15 protein-coding genes, 1 tRNA gene and 1 pseudogene are annotated in these 17,195 nt (G+C 44.6%); 2 read left to right on the top strand and 15 right to left on the bottom strand.

What is annotated here, in order from left to right:
- Positions 1-6 precede the first annotated feature (6 nt).
- Positions 7-91 (top strand) — tRNA-Leu (locus RH85_RS11300).
- Positions 92-325: 234 nt separating this feature from the next.
- Here RH85_RS11300 and RH85_RS11295 read toward each other — a convergent pair.
- The 15 genes and pseudogenes from RH85_RS11295 to RH85_RS11225 form a co-directional block, all read right to left on the bottom strand.
- A pseudogene (locus RH85_RS11295) lies at positions 326-1,460 on the bottom strand (flagellin).
- A gap of 516 nt (positions 1,461-1,976) precedes the next feature.
- Positions 1,977-3,116, bottom strand: coding sequence for a flagellin (locus RH85_RS11290; RefSeq protein WP_006712367.1), 1,140 nt, complete (start codon positions 3,114-3,116; stop codon positions 1,977-1,979).
- Between the two features lie 353 nt (positions 3,117-3,469).
- Complete coding sequence (flgL, locus tag RH85_RS11285; protein WP_006712366.1) at positions 3,470-4,663, bottom strand: flagellar hook-associated protein FlgL; 1,194 nt, start codon at positions 4,661-4,663, stop codon at positions 3,470-3,472.
- Between the two features lie 10 nt (positions 4,664-4,673).
- Positions 4,674-6,548 carry a flagellar hook-associated protein FlgK gene (gene flgK, locus RH85_RS11280; protein ID WP_006712365.1) on the bottom strand — a complete coding sequence of 625 codons (1,875 nt, stop codon included), beginning with the start codon at positions 6,546-6,548 and terminating at the stop codon, positions 4,674-4,676.
- Between the two features lie 242 nt (positions 6,549-6,790).
- Positions 6,791-7,714 (bottom strand): flagellar assembly peptidoglycan hydrolase FlgJ, encoded by a 924-nt coding sequence (gene flgJ / locus RH85_RS11275; protein ID WP_006712363.1) that lies wholly within the window; start codon positions 7,712-7,714, stop codon positions 6,791-6,793.
- Positions 7,715-7,725: 11 nt separating this feature from the next.
- Positions 7,726-8,817, bottom strand: a complete 1,092-nt coding sequence (locus tag RH85_RS11270; RefSeq protein ID WP_006712362.1) for a flagellar basal body P-ring protein FlgI — start codon at positions 8,815-8,817, stop codon at positions 7,726-7,728.
- Between the two features lie 50 nt (positions 8,818-8,867).
- The gene (gene flgH / locus RH85_RS11265; RefSeq protein ID WP_006712361.1) at positions 8,868-9,656 is read right to left on the bottom strand and encodes a flagellar basal body L-ring protein FlgH; all 789 of its coding nucleotides are present in this window, start codon (positions 9,654-9,656) and stop codon (positions 8,868-8,870) included.
- Positions 9,657-9,678: 22 nt separating this feature from the next.
- Positions 9,679-10,467: a flagellar basal-body rod protein FlgG gene (flgG, locus tag RH85_RS11260; RefSeq protein WP_006712360.1), complete on the bottom strand. Its 789-nt coding sequence runs from the start codon at positions 10,465-10,467 to the stop codon at positions 9,679-9,681.
- 19 nt (positions 10,468-10,486) lie between these two features.
- Complete coding sequence (gene flgF, locus RH85_RS11255; protein ID WP_006712359.1) at positions 10,487-11,236, bottom strand: flagellar basal-body rod protein FlgF; 750 nt, start codon at positions 11,234-11,236, stop codon at positions 10,487-10,489.
- 209 nt (positions 11,237-11,445) lie between these two features.
- A complete protein-coding gene (gene flgE / locus RH85_RS11250) occupies positions 11,446-12,750 on the bottom strand; it encodes a flagellar hook protein FlgE (protein WP_006712358.1) in 1,305 nt (434 codons plus the stop codon).
- A 28-nt stretch (positions 12,751-12,778) separates the two neighbouring features.
- Entirely contained in the window at positions 12,779-13,489 is a 711-nt protein-coding gene (gene flgD, locus RH85_RS11245; RefSeq protein WP_006712357.1) for a flagellar hook assembly protein FlgD, read from the bottom strand.
- A 17-nt stretch (positions 13,490-13,506) separates the two neighbouring features.
- Positions 13,507-13,923 (bottom strand): flagellar basal body rod protein FlgC, encoded by a 417-nt coding sequence (gene flgC / locus RH85_RS11240; protein ID WP_006712356.1) that lies wholly within the window; start codon positions 13,921-13,923, stop codon positions 13,507-13,509.
- Positions 13,924-13,927: 4 nt separating this feature from the next.
- The gene (gene flgB, locus RH85_RS11235) at positions 13,928-14,323 is read right to left on the bottom strand and encodes a flagellar basal body rod protein FlgB (RefSeq protein ID WP_006712355.1); all 396 of its coding nucleotides are present in this window, start codon (positions 14,321-14,323) and stop codon (positions 13,928-13,930) included.
- Positions 14,324-14,570: 247 nt separating this feature from the next.
- Positions 14,571-15,398 (bottom strand): protein-glutamate O-methyltransferase, encoded by an 828-nt coding sequence (locus tag RH85_RS11230; RefSeq protein ID WP_006712354.1) that lies wholly within the window; start codon positions 15,396-15,398, stop codon positions 14,571-14,573.
- A 10-nt stretch (positions 15,399-15,408) separates the two neighbouring features.
- Entirely contained in the window at positions 15,409-16,335 is a 927-nt protein-coding gene (locus RH85_RS11225; protein WP_006712353.1) for a chemotaxis protein CheV, read from the bottom strand.
- Between the two features lie 78 nt (positions 16,336-16,413).
- On the opposite strand from RH85_RS11225, the gene flgA reads away from it, so the two are divergent.
- On the top strand, positions 16,414-17,160 hold the full coding sequence (gene flgA, locus RH85_RS11220) for a flagellar basal body P-ring formation chaperone FlgA (RefSeq protein WP_039948973.1): 747 nt from the start codon (positions 16,414-16,416) through the stop codon (positions 17,158-17,160).
- The last annotated feature ends 35 nt before the right edge of the window (positions 17,161-17,195 follow it).

Genomic DNA, 17,195 nt, shown 5'->3' with positions numbered 1-17,195 from the left:
TTTGCTGCGGTCGTGGCGGAATTGGTAGACGCACCAGATTTAGGTTCTGGCGCCGTAAGGTGTGAGAGTTCAAGTCTCTCCGACCGCACCATCATTAATAGAACCCAGCTTTTGCTGGGTTTTGTTTTATCTGCAGCTTAACTCTCTATTCTCTATTCTCTATTCTCTATTCTCTATTCTCTATTCTCTATTCTCTATTCTCTATTCTCTATTCTCTATTCTCTATTCTCTACTACCCTGTTCAACGTTCTCAAATCTCGCTATAGCACACATAAAAAAATCCAGCCCGAAGACTGGATTTAGAATCATTCATGATGAATTAGGATTAACCAAGCAAACTTAACGCAGAGTTTGGCGCTTGTTTAGCTTGTGCTAATACCGAACTTGATGCTTGGCTAAGGATCTGAGACTTGGTCAGTGCCGTCGTCTCTTTAGCAAAATCGGTATCCGCAATACGGCTCTTAGACGCATTCACATTTTCATTGATGTTATCAAGGTTACTGATCGCATGGTCGAAACGGTTTTGGAATGCACCCAATTCAGCACGATGGCTATCAACAAACTTCAATGCCGCATCGACAACCGCTACCGATTGCTGTGCGCCACCAACACTTGTCACATCGATCGTATCAACAGTTTGAACCTTAGCTTCACCGATTTGTAGATCACTGGCTAGCGAGCCTGCAAATGACGCAGTGCCACTGACTTTATTGTTATCAGTAAAGAGTTGTAGTTGACCATCTTCGTTCACTGACGCTTTAACCATATCGGTTTGGCCATTAATGTAAGTCGCGACTTCTTCAATATCATCACCTTCTTTAGCAACAATATTAATTAGCTTCTCTTCGCCACTGTAACGGTCTGTCACTGTGATATCTAACGCAGCATTGTCAGCCTGTACTGTCCAACCAGCACCCTTCTCCGTTGCTGCTAGATAGCTATTACCGCCCATCATGGTGTTATCACTACGCATATTTTGTAGCGATAGCATAACGGCTTCACCGTTATCAGAACCAATTTGCATCGACTTAGTCGCAAAAGTACCGTTGAGCAGCTTATTACCACCAAATGATGTTGTTTCGGCAATACGATAACTCATCGTTTAAAGCGGTCACTTCTTCTTGAATCGCGACGCGCTCAGAATCAGAATTCGAACCGTTAGACGATTGTAAAGAAAGATCACGGATACGCTGCAGAATATTGGTGCTCTCATTCATTGCACCTTCTGCGGTTTGAGCGATAGAGATGCCATCATTCGCGTTACGAACCGCAACGTCTAAACCACGACTTTGCACATTCAAACGGTTCGAAATCTGCATACCTGCCGCATCATCTTTGGCGCTGTTGATTCTTGAGCCAGAAGATAGGCGCTCCATTGACTCTTGTTGAGCACTGGTTGCACTGTTTAAGTAACGTTGCGCTGTCATCGCAGATACGTTTGTATTTACATTCACCGCCATGGTGTCTCTCCTATTGATTTCCGTCGAGCGGATATTCCGTACGGTTTCCGACGTCTCGGTAAACCAATTAGTTCTCTCAAAGTAACCTTATTAGCGACGGGGAATTGGTTAACTTTAGAGCAATAGGAGAATTTGTTTTAAATTTCATCATTTATTGATAAATAATTGAGCTAGCTCTAAAAATTTGGAACAATTATTCAGTAAATTAAAAACCACGTGGGCCACTTTTTAGAAAGAAAAAAGACAATGATACCAAGGCATAAGCAGGCGGTAAGGGCCGAGAAATATCAGAGAAGGGAATTAGAAGAAAAAGAAAAGCCCCATCCTTTGAGAGAACCGGGGCTAGTTGTGGTAGCCAATGTGGAGATCGAGAGAAATGATCATTTATGGCCGCCGTGCATGAACGTCATCATTCTGGGATAGTTGTGAGAGAGAATCCCAGCGTGAATTTTTTCATGCTTGCCGTAAATCCCCTACTGTCCTACGTCTAGGTAATGCCAGTAGGGAGACTTACTATTACTGCAATAGCGTGATTGCAGAGTTAGGCAATTGTTTTGCTTGAGCAAGGATTGAAGTCCCTGCCTGTTGCAGAATTTGCGCTTTGGTCATTGCCGTGGTTTCTTTGGCAAAGTCAGTATCACGAATGCGGCTATTTGATGCCGCCACGTTTTCTTGGATATTAGCCAAGTTATTAATACTGTGGCTTAAACGGTTTTGCTTAGCACCCAGATCCGCACGCTGTGAATCGACATATTGCAGAGCTGAATCGACAATACCTACCGCATTTTGCGCACCACCAACCGTAGTAACATCGATACTTTGAACGGTTGCAGCAGTACCTGGACCGCCTTCTAGGCCTAGTTCACCGGCAAGCCCACCACCAAACTCGACATTACCTTCTAGGTGTCGGTTTGGTACAAAAATTTGTAGCTGGCCATTTTCGTCCACTGACGCATTTAGCTTTTGTGACTGACCATTTAGGTAAGTGGCCAATTCTTCGATATCATCACCAGCACGAGTGTTGATTGCTAAATCAACCAATTCACCTTCTTTGGTGGTGAATTTAATGGTCAGATCCGCTTTATCAGCCGGAATACCCCACTCACTATCTTTACCAATTGTGCCGGCAAAAGTTTGGCCGCCCATACGAGCTTCATCAGCACGGATACTGGTCAGCCCCATGATCATTGCCTCACCAGAACTCGCACCAATTTGGAATGCCGCTTCACCAAACTGACCATTAAGCAATTTACGGCCACCAAATGATGTCGTTTCTGCAATACGGTTCAATTCATCTTGCAGTGCAACCACTTCTTCATTGATTGCTTCACGCTCAGCGGTTGAGTTGGTACCGTTAGCTGATTGCAGTGATAGGTCACGAATACGTTGTAAGATACTGGTGGATTCATCCATCGCACCTTCCGCGGTTTGCGCAATAGAGATACCATCATTCGCATTACGCATCGCTACGTCGAGGCCACGAGATTGCGCTGTAAGTCGGTTTGAAATCTGTAGACCTGCCGCGTCGTCCTTAGCACTGTTGATTTTCTTACCTGAAGATAGACGTTCCATCGAGGTATTCAGATCATCAGTCGATTTTGTAAGGTAACGCTGAGCGGTCATCGCTGAGACGTTAGTATTTACGTTAATGGTCATAATTTGCACTCCTAGTGAGTTCGCAATGTCTTGCGAAGCGGCCAGCTTAATCTCATTTGGAAGTACTGACCGTAAATTATTTTGTTCAGTAAGGGAGTCCCTTACCTAAAAACCGTTTAGTGAAACTTTGAATTAGTTAATTCAATTAATATGCCAACTTTACAAACAGAAAATAAAAATATTTTTCCCTTTAAATACAAAGTATTAAGGCAATATCAATTTTAACAACCACTTCAACTTGCCGTTTTTTTCATCAGAGGTGGTTACTTTGCCACCTGTTTGCCACTGCGTTTTTACATGCGTGTCGTATCAGGTTCAGCTCTATTTTGCACTTATGGCATCGCACATAAGGCTTATATATAGTTAAACAGCGTTAAATCTTTCGCTTTACCAAACGCTTGTTGAGACGCCTGAAGCGCTCGAGTGTTTTCATTAAATTCAATCACGGCAGCCGCGTAATCTAAGTCTTCAAAGTTGCTCTTAGATTTAGCCAACGTCATACGAAAATCTTCATGTTGCTCTTCTTGAATATCAAGCGTGCTTAAGCGCGCGCCTAAATCAGAACGCGCTTTATTCAAATGAATAAATGCGGCATGAAATTCTTGGGTAACCTGATGTAATTCAGCAGTATTCGAAGCATCAGAAACTTCCCCTTCAGAGAAGTCACGTGCTCGTTTAAAGGTTTCAAACATCGAGAACGTCTTTTTCGGTTCAAGTTCAATCTGATCACCTTTGGTGATCTGGCCTTTTACTTGAATCGATAAACCTTCATATTGAATCGCCTGTGTAGGATCAAATTCGTCCGCTTTAACCACACTGCCATCTCGCTCTAGTTGATAACCATATTTGCCATTTGGCATATCAACGAAAGTCACTTTATAGGTCGAGGTATCTGAATCATTCAGGTTAATCGCGCGTTCCAATAACAACTCAGAACCTTCAACAAGCTGATATTTTGGATCGTAGTCACCCAAAGGGTTCGCTATTTGTGTGAAGACTTTATTGCCCGGATCGTTCACCGGCATTTCTTGGCTGTTGGAAATTCGCATTTTCCGTTGATAGTCGTCACCGGCATAAGTCACATTGCCGGCGTTGTCACGAAAGAACGCCTGGACTTTAGGCTTAGTGCCTGAGAATACGTAGTTTCCCGACTCATCTTGGGTATTGCCCAATGTCAGTAAGTTATCAAACAGCTCTTCAATTTCGCGTTGCTTTGCAATACGGTCTTCAGGCGCTAACGCACCATTGATCATTTCCATGACCGTGCGCTTGCCTTCATCAATATATTGTTCCGCATTCGAGACAATCACTTCTTGGTGCTCGATACGGCTACGAGTCAGCACGATGGCATTAACATACTGCTTCAGTTCTTCTGATTGCTGACCAATATTCTGGATATAGTGCGTCGCCAGTGGATCATCACTTGGCTGGATAAGCTTTTTACCGGACGCTAATTGGGCTTGGTTATGATGAACCTTACCTTCTTGGCGGCGCATATCATTTTGCACAGATTGGTAATTATGAAAGCTGGAAATTCGGGTTAACATTTACTGCCTCCTACCTAAGTGCCAAAATCGTATCAAAGGTTTCATTCGCCGCTTGCATCACTCGCGAAGAGGCCATGTAAGCTTGCTGAAACTTCATCATATTGGCCGCTTCTTCATCAAGGTTAACGCCAGACACCGTCGCAACACGCTCTTGTGCTGATTCTTTTTCAACCCGTGAAATATCGGTCATCTTGGAAGCGGTTGATAACTTCAATCCCATATTGGTATTGAGGTCGTGGTAAATATCAATAACCGTCGACTCACCGTTATTCAAATGCTTGTCCGTTTGCAAATGCAACATTTTGCGCAAGTTGCCGTTGCCGCCTTCCGAAGGGACAAGATTTGCCGTAAATTTATCGTTCGGCAATGCACCATCGGTTAAGGTAAATTTGGTCCCTAGCACCTCAACGGCCCCTTTGGGCGGATATTCTTGAGGTTGCAACAATACTGTGCCGTCCTTGTCAGTAACGGCAAATTGTTTGCCATCTGGCGAAACAATTACTTCGAATTCTTTTAAAGCACCGGCGGCTTCAATTTCAAATTTGGCACTGCCTTGAGCAAAGGTCGTCGACGCTTCATAACTTTGTGCTGCGATCTTTGATACATCTTCAATGGCTAATTTGATTTCATTTGCCCCCGAACGTGTAGGGCGAATCAATACCCGCTCACCACTGGCTAATTCTTGGTTGATTTGGATACGCAAACCATCCACCTTGATAGAATTACCCTCTAATTTCGCTTGTTCACGAACACCGTCAGGTCGAGTAACAAAGTAGTCGCTACCGTCATACTGCAACGAGTACTCACCGGTTTTTAACGGGGTAATATTTTCAATGTGGACTTCAAGATCGGCTTTAGAATTTGACGAAGTAACAACGCGGGATTTGACCGCAATCGCTGAGTTTACATCGGTGAACATTTCAGCGCCGATCTCACCTTTCAGGTCCAAACCTTGAGTTTGCAAATGGTTGACAGCATTAGAAAAACCGATCGCCAACTTACCAATTTCATCTAATAGAAACGGAACTTTATTGTCACGCATGTCTAGCATCGAGCCAATTTTACCGTCAATGTCTCGGCTAGTTATCGGTTTGATGCCTTTGCCTTCAATCATCGCTAAACGTTGTTGTTGTGCATCAGGAAAACCATCAACTAATGCCAACTTACTCGCTTCTGTACCAGAAACCAGCATGTGACCGTTACCGATATGTACGTTGAAACCTTCTCGGTTGGAACGCGGAGTCACCGTTACTTTGGTGTACTCTGATAGTTCACTAATTAACTTTTCGTGCCTATCCATCAAATCGTTATGCGGCCCTGGGTTACGCATCATCAAGCGGTTGATATCACGAATTTCGAGACCGAGTTGGTTAACACGCTCTACACCCAATTCCAGCTTTTTGTTTGCCGTATCTTGTTGACGACGAATATCACGGTCTAAATCATTAAGGTTTTGAGCAATAAACCACGCTTTTTCAAGCACGACTTTACGCGAACCGACATCATTTGGGCTGTCAGCAAGCGATTTAACCGCATCAAACCAACCGTTCATGTTCTCAGGAATTTTTTGTGAGGCGACCGAAGAGAGTAAACCGGACAACACTTGCAGATCTTCTTCGTTGTCATAGCGGGAGGCGTAATTAGTCGTCGATATATTCAACTCATTGACGGCAAACTGATCGAAAGAGCGGCGAACATTTTCCACATGCACACCCATACCGTAAGTTTGGCCACCAAACTGACGTGGATCATTGGTTCCTTGCAGCACAGATTGGCGACTATAGCCCTCTGTGTTGACATTGGAAATGTTATGCCCTGTGGTGTTGAGTTGTCTCTGAGCCGTGAGTACGCTTTGTGTACCTAAACCCAGTAGATCCGACGCCATATTGCCCCCGAAAACCTTATAAAATCAGCGATAGCTGAATAACTGATAAGATAAAAGCAATATGTGTGCCAATGAGAACGGTGAGAAGAAAGAATGGGGAATAGAGAGGCGAAGAAAAAAAGAACAACGAGAGATAAAGAAGAAACGAGAAAAAAATAAAAGACCATAGAATGCCGCTACAAGAGGTAAGCGCCCTCTATTCTCTATTCTCTATTAAAAAAATCACCCGAAGGTGACTTTTTTTACATCTGGTCGATTTTATCTTTAACCCTTAATACCTTCTCTGCATATTGAGGATCGGTCGCATAGCCGGCTTGATGAATACCGCGGATAAACTGCTCTGAGTTGCCGCCATGACGAAGGGCCGTAGTATAACGCGGGTTCTCATTAAGAAAACGCACATAGTCATTGAAACTTTGCTCATAATCGGAGTAAGAACGGAAAGCAGCTTTCTCTTGCACCGGTACACCTTGATGATATTCGAGTGTCTGAGTCGCTACTTTGCCACCATCCCAGCTCTTATCCGCTTTGATGTTAAATAGGTTGTTACTGCTACCACGAGTGTTGGCGACCATTTTTTGCCCCCACCCTGTTTCTAATGCCGCTTGCGCTAAGAGTAATGAAGAATCAACCCCTAAGGCGCGCGCCGCTTTTTCAGCATAAGGCTTCATCGATGCGACGAAAGATTCTGGTGAGTCAAAGTTTGCCGCTTTCGCTGCTACTTTACTTGCCGGTTCGGCAGATTGAGGCTCAGCATCGCGCAGTGATTGCGACTGACGGGCACGATCCACTTTTTCCATAATATCGGCAAAATCATCATGGTTCGTTGCGCTCTTGTTCTCAATCGAACCAGTACTTAGTTGCGCGACAATCATATCCGCAAGGCCGAGCGAACCTGATGAGCTTAATTCACTCGCCATTTGCTCATCTTGCATTTGACGGTAAAACTGCTGGTTTTGGCTATCTAATAAGCCGGATTCAAAGGTCGCGTTCGCGTCACGCATCGATTTAAACAGCATGCTGGTGAAAATCGACTCAAACTGCTTTGCCGCCGCTTCTAACGCTTCTTTCTCACTCGCTTCGTCACCCTTTACCGCTTGTTGACGAAGTTTATCCAGCCCTGCGATGTCGTGAATAAAGCCGATGTCATTGCCATTATTAATCATGCTTAATTCCCTTAAATAATGATCAGTTGGCCTTCAATCGCGCCCGCTTGTTTTAGCGCTTGCAAAATAGCCATTAAATCAGAAGGTGCTGCGCCAACTTCATTGACCGCTCGTACCAAATCATCAAGCGTTAAACCAGGTTCGAACTTAAACATTTTGCCCTGCTCTTCACTCACTTCGATATCAGAATCTGGCACAACAACGGTGTCACCGCCGCCAAATAGATTCGGCTGACTGACGTTAAGGTTCTCTTTGATCGCCACCGTCATACCACCGTGCGTCACCGCCGCCGCTTTCAAACGAACATGCTTACCGACCACAATCGTACCGGTGCGCGAGTTAACAATAATTTTGGCTGAACCTTCTGCAGGATCAAACTCTAGGTTTTCTACCGCAGAGAGGAAGGCGACACGTTGGCTGGTATCACGAGGAGCACGTACTTTTACTGAAGTGGCATCCACCGCTTGCGCCATTTGTGGACCAAGGAAGTTGTTCACCGCATCCGCTAAACGCTGCGCAGTGGTAAAATCAGATTCAAGCAGGTTAAAGGTAATGTAATCGCCACGGCTAAATGGGCTTGGAATTTCACGCTCCACCATCGCACCGTTAGAAATCATACCGGCCGTTGGGTTGTTGCCGACAATCTTTGAGCCATCAGCTCCCGATGCACTAAAACCACTCACCACTAAGTTTCCTTGTGCAACCGCGTAGACTTGACCATCTAAACCTTTCAACATGGTTTGCATCAGCGTACCACCACGTAGGCTCTTCGCTGAACCTATCGAAGAAACGGTAACATCAATGCTTTGACCTTGTTTTGAGAATGCAGGCAATTCAGCGGTAACTAATACTGCCGCGACGTTCTTCGTTTTTGGTTTGGTGCCAGGTGGCAATTGAATGCCGAAGTTTTGCAACATCGCATTGAAGCTTTGATCGGTAAACGGTGTTGATTCTCCCGTCCCTGGTAAGCCGGTAACTAAACCATAACCCACCAATTGGTTGCTACGCACACCCGCTACCTGCGCAACGTCTTTAATACGTGCAGCCTGAGCTGAGGTCGTGATCAGTAGCATTGAGGTGATAAAGAGAATAACTTTGTTCATTGCGATACCTGTAACTTAAGGCGGTGTCAAAACACCGCCTTCAAATCGAATTACAGAGATACATTGAAGAATCGTGCCAAGAATCCAGGTTCTTGCATATCTTGTTGAGTACCCGTGCCAGAATAGCGAATACGGGCGTTAGAAACGCGGGTTGAAGCAATGGTGTTGTCATAGCTAATGTCATCAGGACGAATCGTACCACTGAGACGAATGTACTCATCACCGGTGTTCAATGTCAGCCATTTTTCACCACGAATCACTAGGTTACCATTCGCCAACACCTCAACCACTTCAACCGTGATTGAACCAGAAATACTGTTACTCTGATTTGCTGCCGCGCTGCCGGTAAATTTATTGTCGTTTTTCAGATTGTACGAAAAGTTGTAATCACCAACGTTAAGTTGCTGACCACCCACTTCCAATGGGTCCATATTTGCCGCATTGTTTTTTGACAGATCCGCATCGGCACTTTTTGCCGCTTTGGTGCTTTCGTCCATGGTAACGGTAATAATGTCGCCGATACCACGAGGCTTTGAGTCATTATAAAGGCTAACACTGCCTGTGGTGCTGCCAGTATTGAACAGTGATCCAGTCTCTGCTGCATAATGCTCTGGTTCATGTTTTGGATGAATCGGCGCCCAAGCAGGATCTCCGGCAACCGGATCATTTCGGCCACGCAACGTGTCAATAATACCAGAGCTGTCATCATCCGATTTATCGCCCTCAACCGCGTCAACCGTTGTGGTCCCTTGGACGACATCCGGCGTTTCAACCGGTGGTTGCAACATGGTACAGCCAGACATAAGCGCAAGAGCAATTAGGGTTAGGATGCGATTCATTCTAGTCACCTTTTAATGCTTATTAGAGTTGCTGATTCACGAAGCTCATCATCTTATCTACCGCTGAAATCACTTTTGAATTCATCTCGTAGACGCGCTGCGCTTCAATCATGTTAACCAACTCTTCCGTTACGTTAACGTTCGATGTTTCCAACATTGATTGGCGAACTTTACCAAAGCCGTCAAAGCCCGGAACCCCTTCTTGCGGGTCACCACTAGCGCCGGTTGGTAAGTAAAGGTTTTGCCCCACCGGCTCTAGACCGCCTGGGTTAATAAAATCGACCGTGGTGATCTGACCAATGACTTGGTTATCTTGCTGACCACGTAAGCGCACTGAAACTTCACCATCAGTACCGACGGTAATGCCAATCGCATCTTCAGGAATCGCAATCTCCGGCTCAAGTGAATAACCCGCACCTGACGTTACGACTACGCCTTCGTCATTGACGGTAAACTGACCGTTACGGCTATAGCCGATGTTGCCGTCTGGCATCAATACTTGGAAGAAGCCATCGCCTTCGATCATCATGTCTAAGCTGTTGGTGGTGGTTTGTGCGTTACCGTTGGTATGAACCTTTTGGGTTGCCACAACCTTTGAACCTGCGCCAAGCATTAAACCACTCGGCAGTTCAGTATTCTGTGAAGACTGACCGCCCGCTTGGTTGATATTTTGATAAAACAGATCTTCAAATACCGCACGGCTTTTTTTGTAACCGATGGTCGAGGCGTTCGCCAAGTTGTTTGAGATTGTTGAAATGTTGGTTTGCTGTGCGTCTAAACCAGTCTTACTAACCCATAGTGCCGGATGCATAGTAATCTCCTAAAAATTATTAGCTCGAACGAAGTAGCGTGTCAGAGGCTTTATCCATCTCTTCCGCTGTGCTCATCATTTTGACCTGCATTTCAAATTGACGTTGAAGGTCAATCAATGCCGTCATTTCACCCACCGCGTTAACGTTACTTCCTTCGATGGCACCTTTAAGCAGTTTTACTCCAGCATCGGCCTCGTATGCCGTATTAGGATTTTTTGCTCGGAATAAACCGTTTACATCTTTGAATAGTGATTGGTTATCAATGCGGACCAATTTAACGCGATCGATGACTTCCATCGCATCTGCTGGCGCACCTTGAGGTAGCACGGAAATAGTGCCATCGTTGCCGATCTCAACTTTGCTAACAGGCACTGGCAGGGTAATCGGCGCTCCGCCTTCACCCAGCACTAAATTGCCGTTGCCACTGATCAGCAAACCATTGGTATCAACTTGTAGATTACCGTTACGGGTTAAACCTTCTTTACCGGTTTTATCCATCACAGAAATCCAACCATCACCTTGTACGGTGACATCAAGATCGCGACCAGTGGTGATCACACTGCCTTGTTGGAAGTTATGGCCTGGACGTTCTGTCATGCTAAATACGCGCGTTGGTAAACCATCACCATACGCCTGCATTGAACGCGCTTGCGCTAAATCGGCGCGAAAACCGGTCGTGCCTACGTTGGCTAAGTTGTTCGCTCTGAGCTGTAATGCCTGCATGTTTTGCTTGGCACCGCTCATGGCGAGAAACAGAGAACGATCCATAACTTGCTCCAAAAATCACTATTCAGAGCTAAATAAGCAATTGTTATGCCAATATTATTTATCGTTATTAATCAATGTCATAACTACAAGTTAAAGATTAATATTGTCGAGAAGAGAAGAGAAAGGGTGTTGAAGTGGCAACAATGGCAACCAGGCGTTGCCGCCAAGTTGCCATCCAGATAAAGCGCGCTTGATTCTGCTTAAGAGAATTAACGAATTTGCAGGATGTTTTGTTGTAGCTGGTTGTGTACTTCTAGAGAACGTGAGTTCGCTTGGAAGTTACGCTGAGCTGAAATCAAATCAACCAATTCTTGAGTCATGTCGATGTTCGCTTGCTCAAGAGCACCATTATTGATGGTACCAAATGAACCTTTGTTCGATTCACCCCAGATCTTATCACCTGAGTACTGGGTTGAATCCCACTGCGTGCCGCCTTTCTTATCTAGACCTTGCTCATTGGCAACGCGTACTAGAGCGACTCGACCTAAGGTGATGTTCTCACCATTAGAGTAAGTCCCCAATACACTGCCGTTTTCGTCAAAGTCTATCTTAGTTAGGAAGCCTGTTGTCGCGCCATCTTCATCGAATTTAGTCAATTCAAATGGAGCGGCAAACTGAGTGGCTGAATCTAGGCCAAACGATAGGGTTTGATTCACATCTGCGCCGTTCATATCGATTGGATTCGCACCCGCACCAATCGGTTCACTAACAATATTCTGGCCATTATTGATGCTGGCAAGAGTACCATCGTTATTGAATCGCATTGTGTGGCCAACATGACCAGTTGGTGTTGTTGCATCACCACCCGCTATGTTGATTGGCTTTTCGCCCGCTTTATCCGTCACGGTATAGTAGGTCTGCCATGTATTTGGCTGAGTCTGATCTTTCAAGTAGTACGTGGTCATCTTGTAAGATTGGCCCATCGAGTCATAAATGGTCGAAGACGTTGAACGGTTATAAGTTTCTGGATCGGAGTAATCAAACAGAGCAGGGTCTTTTAGATCACCATTCGCTGGTAGGTTAACACCAACTTCAATGTTGGCAGTCTGCTTAGGCTTACCAAACTCTGCTGGAATGTTAATTGGTGTTGGCTCGTAAGAGAGTACGTCCCCGGTATCTTGATTTACTTGATAGCCTAATAGGTATTCTTCGTTTGAAGTCACCATATAGTTATCTTTGTTCAAGTGGAAAGCACCGTTACGCGTCAACTCATTTTGCTGAGGGATCAAACGCTCTTTAGCAACCGAAAAGAAACCAGTACCAGATACGCGTAAATCCAGTGGGTTATTGGTGTAAACACTTGAACCTTCGTGGAATTGCTGCGCAACTTTATTTGCCTGCACACCTTGACCCGCAGAGGTCTTAGAGTTGGTAAATAATGAATTTGAATAAACATCACCGAACTCAGCACGAGATTCTTTAAAACCAAACGTGTTGGCGTTGGCAATGTTATTACTGGTGGTATTCAGATCGAGCTGAGCGGCTGATAACCCGCTTAATGATACATATGACATTCCAATTTCTCCTATCTAGCTCGCGTTGTTACGCTTTGCCTACTTCGAGTACTTCAGCAAGTCGAACTGGTGACTCAAAGCCAGCCAGATTAAGCAGTACGTTACCATCACCTTTACCAAGAAGAACACTGTTGACGTTTGCGTATGTCGATACTTCAAACTCTTTGTTTTCTCCCTCTAGCAAGCCCGATGCTTTCACATTGTACTTGCCAGCCGGCAATGGATTACCGTTTTCATCTTTTCCGTCCCACACAACACGGTTATCACCGGCCGGTTTCGCACCCACTTCGAACGTACGCACCAATTGGCCCATCTCGTTCTCCACGCGGACAAACATGTTGTCTACGCTTTGTGGCAGTTTCACCATTGCCGCCATTGATTTACCGTCTTGCTTTAAGCCTGCAGCTCCAGGAACCAATACATCTCGGCCAACCAGAGTTGACGCCTGCAAAGCTTGGTTTGAAGTCATTGACGCGTTCAACGTATCGAACTGATTATTCATCTTGCCAATGCCATCAACGGTGGCAAATGACGCCATTTGCGCAATCATCTGGTCATTACCAACCGGCTTAAAAGGGTCCTGTTGAGCAAGTTGCTTGGTGAGCAACGATAAGAAGTCTTCTTGTTTAAGATCCTGCTTACCTGTTGTTCCTTCTGGCTTTTTTTGCTCTTGAAGCGCTTTAAGCTGGTCTACATAGGACAAGCCGCTTTGACCAACGTTATTAATACTACCGGCCATACGTTACCTCCTTATCCCTATTGACCCATCTGCAGCGTACGCAGCAGCATTTGTTTACTAGCATCTGCCACTTGAACATTCGTTTGGTATGAACGAGAAGCAGAAATCATGTTGGCCATTTCCTCCATCATGTTGACATTCGGCTTGTAGATATAGCCTTCGTGATTCGCTAGAGGATGATCAGGGTTGTACTCCGCATTAAGCGGTTTATCACTTTCAACAATACCTAACACTTTCACTGGTACGTTATGGTCACGACCATACTGTGCCTTACTTAACTCCGCACCAAACACCGCATGACGAGCTTTGTAAGTATCTTTCGCTGAGCTTGAGATACTGTCTGCGTTCGCCAAGTTGCTTGAGGTAGTATTTAGACGAACGGATTCAGCACTCATGGCAGAACCAGTCACATTGAATACGTTAAATAAGCTCATCTAATTATTCCCCTTTGATTGCTTTGGTTAAGTTCTTGAATTTACTTCCTAAGAAGTCGAGTGATGCTTGGTGTCTGATTTGGTTTTGCATAAACAAGTTACGCTCTAAATCCACATCGACCGTATTGCCATCACCAGTGTCAGGTTGTGTTGGAAGTCGATACAAAACTTCCCCTGTCACTCTGGTAGAGGCAGGAATATGCCGACCATCAGTGCGGCTAAGACCAATGCTTGCCTCTGATGTTGCCGCCTGCAACGCCTTATTGAAGTCCATGCCTTTTGCTTTGTAACCTGGCGTATTAGATTGCGCAATGTTGCTGGAAATCACTTCCGCATTGCGCTCACGTACACCGACTGTGTGCTGATGAACGCCTAAAGCCTTGTCAAAAGAAATAGCCATGTTTGCCTCTACATTCAGAACTGACCGTTATTACTAGTAGATAAAGCAATATACGTACCAACTTTTACAGTCTGTAGCGATACCACTTGATCTCGATTTTAATACGCAATAACTACGCCAACTTTTCATTGCCACTGACTAAACAGTGACCCATTTGGAATATCTCTTTCAGTATAGCGATGATCCACCCGTAATAAAAAACCCAGCCGAAGCTGGGTTTTTCAAATCATAAGCGACTAATGCCAACTTATTTAAGTTTGTAAATGATGCCTGGATTACAACGCACCATTTCAAAACGGTCGGTCAAACCGGTCAAAGACTCTGACGCACCTAACAACAAATACCCACCTGGGTTAAGGCTATTAGCCATTTGATTTAACACTTTAGACTTCATGTCTGGAGAGAAGTAAATCAATACGTTACGGCAGAAAATGATGTCAAATTTACCCAACAACGCGTAGCTATCCATCAAGTTTTGTGGACGGAAATTCACCAAACGTTTGGCGTTGTCTTTGATTTTCATTCGACCATCGCCAGCATCTTCAAAGAACGTACGACGACGTTCCGGAGATAGACCTCGGCCTAACGCTAAGTTGTCATACACACCTGCACGACACATATCCAACATATTTGAAGAAATGTCTGTGGCGGTAATCGCGACGTTCGGCAACATGCCCGGTTTACGCTGCTGCGTTTCCAAAATAGTCATTGCCATAGAGTAAGGTTCTTGACCTGATGAACTCGCGGCAGACCAAATTTTGATTGGACGCTTATTAGCGGCAATTTCCGGTAAAATCTTATCGGCTAATACTGTGAATGGGTAACTATCACGGAACCACAAGGTTTCATTGGTAGTCATTGCATCAACAGCTGCAATACGCAATTCACGATTACGCCCCGTAATCACATCACGTAATAGTTCAGAGAGCGAAGCCAACTTAAACTTAGCTACTAAAGGACTCAAACGGCTTCTAACGAGGTATTGCTTACTTTCTCCAAGTACAATACCGCATTGGGATTCTAAAAAACGGCTGAAATCACGATACTCTTGATCGCTTATTGTTATCGCTGTCATTCACTTCTCTTTAATTTGTAAGTGCAGTCTTCACTGCATTACCAAGCTCATCTGGATTAAACTTGGCGATGAAGGCATTAGCCCCTACTCGCTCAACCATTGCTTGGTTAAATACCCCACTCAATGACGAGTGCAGTATGACATATAAATCTTTTAATTCCGCGTGGCGACGAATCTCTGCGGTTAAAGTATAACCGTCCATTTCTGGCATTTCGATATCAGAAATAACCAACGAAATTTGATCGTAGATACTGCCTTGCGAGGCCATTTCAAGCAGTTTCTCGTACGCTTCTTTACCATCTTTTACCGACACTACCTCGAAACCAATCGAAGTAATAGCGCGTTCAACCTGTTTACGAGCAACCGTTGAATCATCCGCAATCAAAATACGACGTACAACTTGCTTATCGGCTTGTGCTTGAGCAATTTCTTGGCCGATATTAGCATCCATGGTTTCATCAACTGGTGCGATCTCTGCCAGAATTTTTTCCACATCAAGAATTTCAACCAACTCGTTATCGATGTTGGTGACAGCCGTTAAGTAATGCGCTTTACCAGAACCTTGTGGTGGCGGCAAAATCGCTTCCCAGTGCATGTTGATAATACGTTCAACAGAAGTCACCAAGAATGCTTGAATCGTGCGGTTAAACTCGGCAATCACCACAAATGCTTTATCAACATCCGTAGTTGGACGACCGCCAATCGCTAAACTTAAATCAATCACAGATACAGTATGGCCACGAATATGCGCCACACCTTTAACCAGCGGGTGAAGATTCGGCATGATGGTAAGCTTAGGACATTGGAGAACTTCTTTAACTTTAAACACGTTAATGCCATAACGCTGACGACCCATTAGGCGGAACGTAAGTAGTTCTAATCGGTTTTGACCGACGAGTTGTGTACGCTGATTCACAGAATCAAGAATACCCGTCATAAGCTCATCTCCATCTCTCAAACTTTCATGTATAAAAAGTGGTAATCTAGAATAGGCTATGCAAACCAGAGAAAACGAATGATATATTTGAAATCATCCCTTTCAACTATTTCCACAACCTCTATTCATATATTTATAAATCGAATAATTACGTGTATCGGCGCGTCGTTGTTATTCTTTAGCTTTTCGTCTCTATCTGCAACACCTGAACAAATAAAGCGCATCCAAACGGCTGCCGAACAGTATATTGTCGAGAATATAGAACAACCTGCCGGTGGCACTCTAGAAGCCAAAGCCGCCAATATTGATAGCCGAATATTTGCCAGCGATTGCCCTACAGGACTCATTTCCTCTTCACGTTCGACAAACTCAAATGCCAGCAATATCACGGTATTAGTTGAATGCCCGGAGGAAAATTGGAAAACCTATGTCTCTGTTCGCTTGATGCGTACAGGCCCACAAGCCACGCTTACTACATCGCTCAATAAGGGCGAAATTGTCTCAGCCCACGATGTCACCATCACCATGGTAGACTTGCAGCGGTTAAGGCGGCAAGGTTTTTCCACAATAAATGCTGTAATTGGAGCAAAAGTGAAGAAAAATTTGCGCGTCGGTGAAATTATTGAACAAAATGATATTTGTGTCGTCTGTCGCAACGATATTGTCACCATCAAAGCCGTAAAATCTGGTATGACCATCACGACAAAAGGCGTCGCTTTATCAGATGGATCGCATGGTGAGCAGATAAGAGTGAAAAATAGTAAATCCAATCGTATAATTGATGCAAGAGTAAGCGATATTTCTGAAGTTACCGTGATTTTTTAAGGATAATTCATCATCGCAACTAGGATCAGAAAAGG

This window comes from Vibrio ichthyoenteri ATCC 700023, assembly GCF_000222605.1.
GTDB lineage: Bacteria > Pseudomonadota > Gammaproteobacteria > Enterobacterales > Vibrionaceae > Vibrio > Vibrio ichthyoenteri.
The sequence above is the reverse complement of the archived record's forward strand: the minus strand, read 5'-3'. Positions and strand labels throughout refer to the sequence as shown.

Coding starts and splice junctions, on each gene's coding strand:
- flgE (WP_006712358.1), bottom strand. CDS start 12,750: ATGTCATATGTATCATTAAGCGGGTTATCAGCCGCTCAGCTCGATCTG.
- flgG (WP_006712360.1), bottom strand. CDS start 10,467: ATGCATCCGGCACTATGGGTTAGTAAGACTGGTTTAGACGCACAGCAA.
- RH85_RS11225 (WP_006712353.1), bottom strand. CDS start 16,335: ATGACGGGTATTCTTGATTCTGTGAATCAGCGTACACAACTCGTCGGT.
- flgB (WP_006712355.1), bottom strand. CDS start 14,323: ATGGCTATTTCTTTTGACAAGGCTTTAGGCGTTCATCAGCACACAGTC.
- RH85_RS11290 (WP_006712367.1), bottom strand. CDS start 3,116: ATGACCATTAACGTAAATACTAACGTCTCAGCGATGACCGCTCAGCGT.
- RH85_RS11230 (WP_006712354.1), bottom strand. CDS start 15,398: ATGACAGCGATAACAATAAGCGATCAAGAGTATCGTGATTTCAGCCGT.
- flgA (WP_039948973.1), top strand. CDS start 16,414: ATGATATATTTGAAATCATCCCTTTCAACTATTTCCACAACCTCTATT.
- flgJ (WP_006712363.1), bottom strand. CDS start 7,714: ATGATTAATAATGGCAATGACATCGGCTTTATTCACGACATCGCAGGG.
- flgD (WP_006712357.1), bottom strand. CDS start 13,489: ATGGCCGGTAGTATTAATAACGTTGGTCAAAGCGGCTTGTCCTATGTA.
- flgK (WP_006712365.1), bottom strand. CDS start 6,548: ATGGCGTCGGATCTACTGGGTTTAGGTACACAAAGCGTACTCACGGCT.
- flgC (WP_006712356.1), bottom strand. CDS start 13,923: ATGAGCTTATTTAACGTATTCAATGTGACTGGTTCTGCCATGAGTGCT.
- flgF (WP_006712359.1), bottom strand. CDS start 11,236: ATGGATCGTTCTCTGTTTCTCGCCATGAGCGGTGCCAAGCAAAACATG.
- RH85_RS11270 (WP_006712362.1), bottom strand. CDS start 8,817: ATGAACAAAGTTATTCTCTTTATCACCTCAATGCTACTGATCACGACC.
- flgH (WP_006712361.1), bottom strand. CDS start 9,656: ATGAATCGCATCCTAACCCTAATTGCTCTTGCGCTTATGTCTGGCTGT.
- flgL (WP_006712366.1), bottom strand. CDS start 4,663: ATGTTAACCCGAATTTCCAGCTTTCATAATTACCAATCTGTGCAAAAT.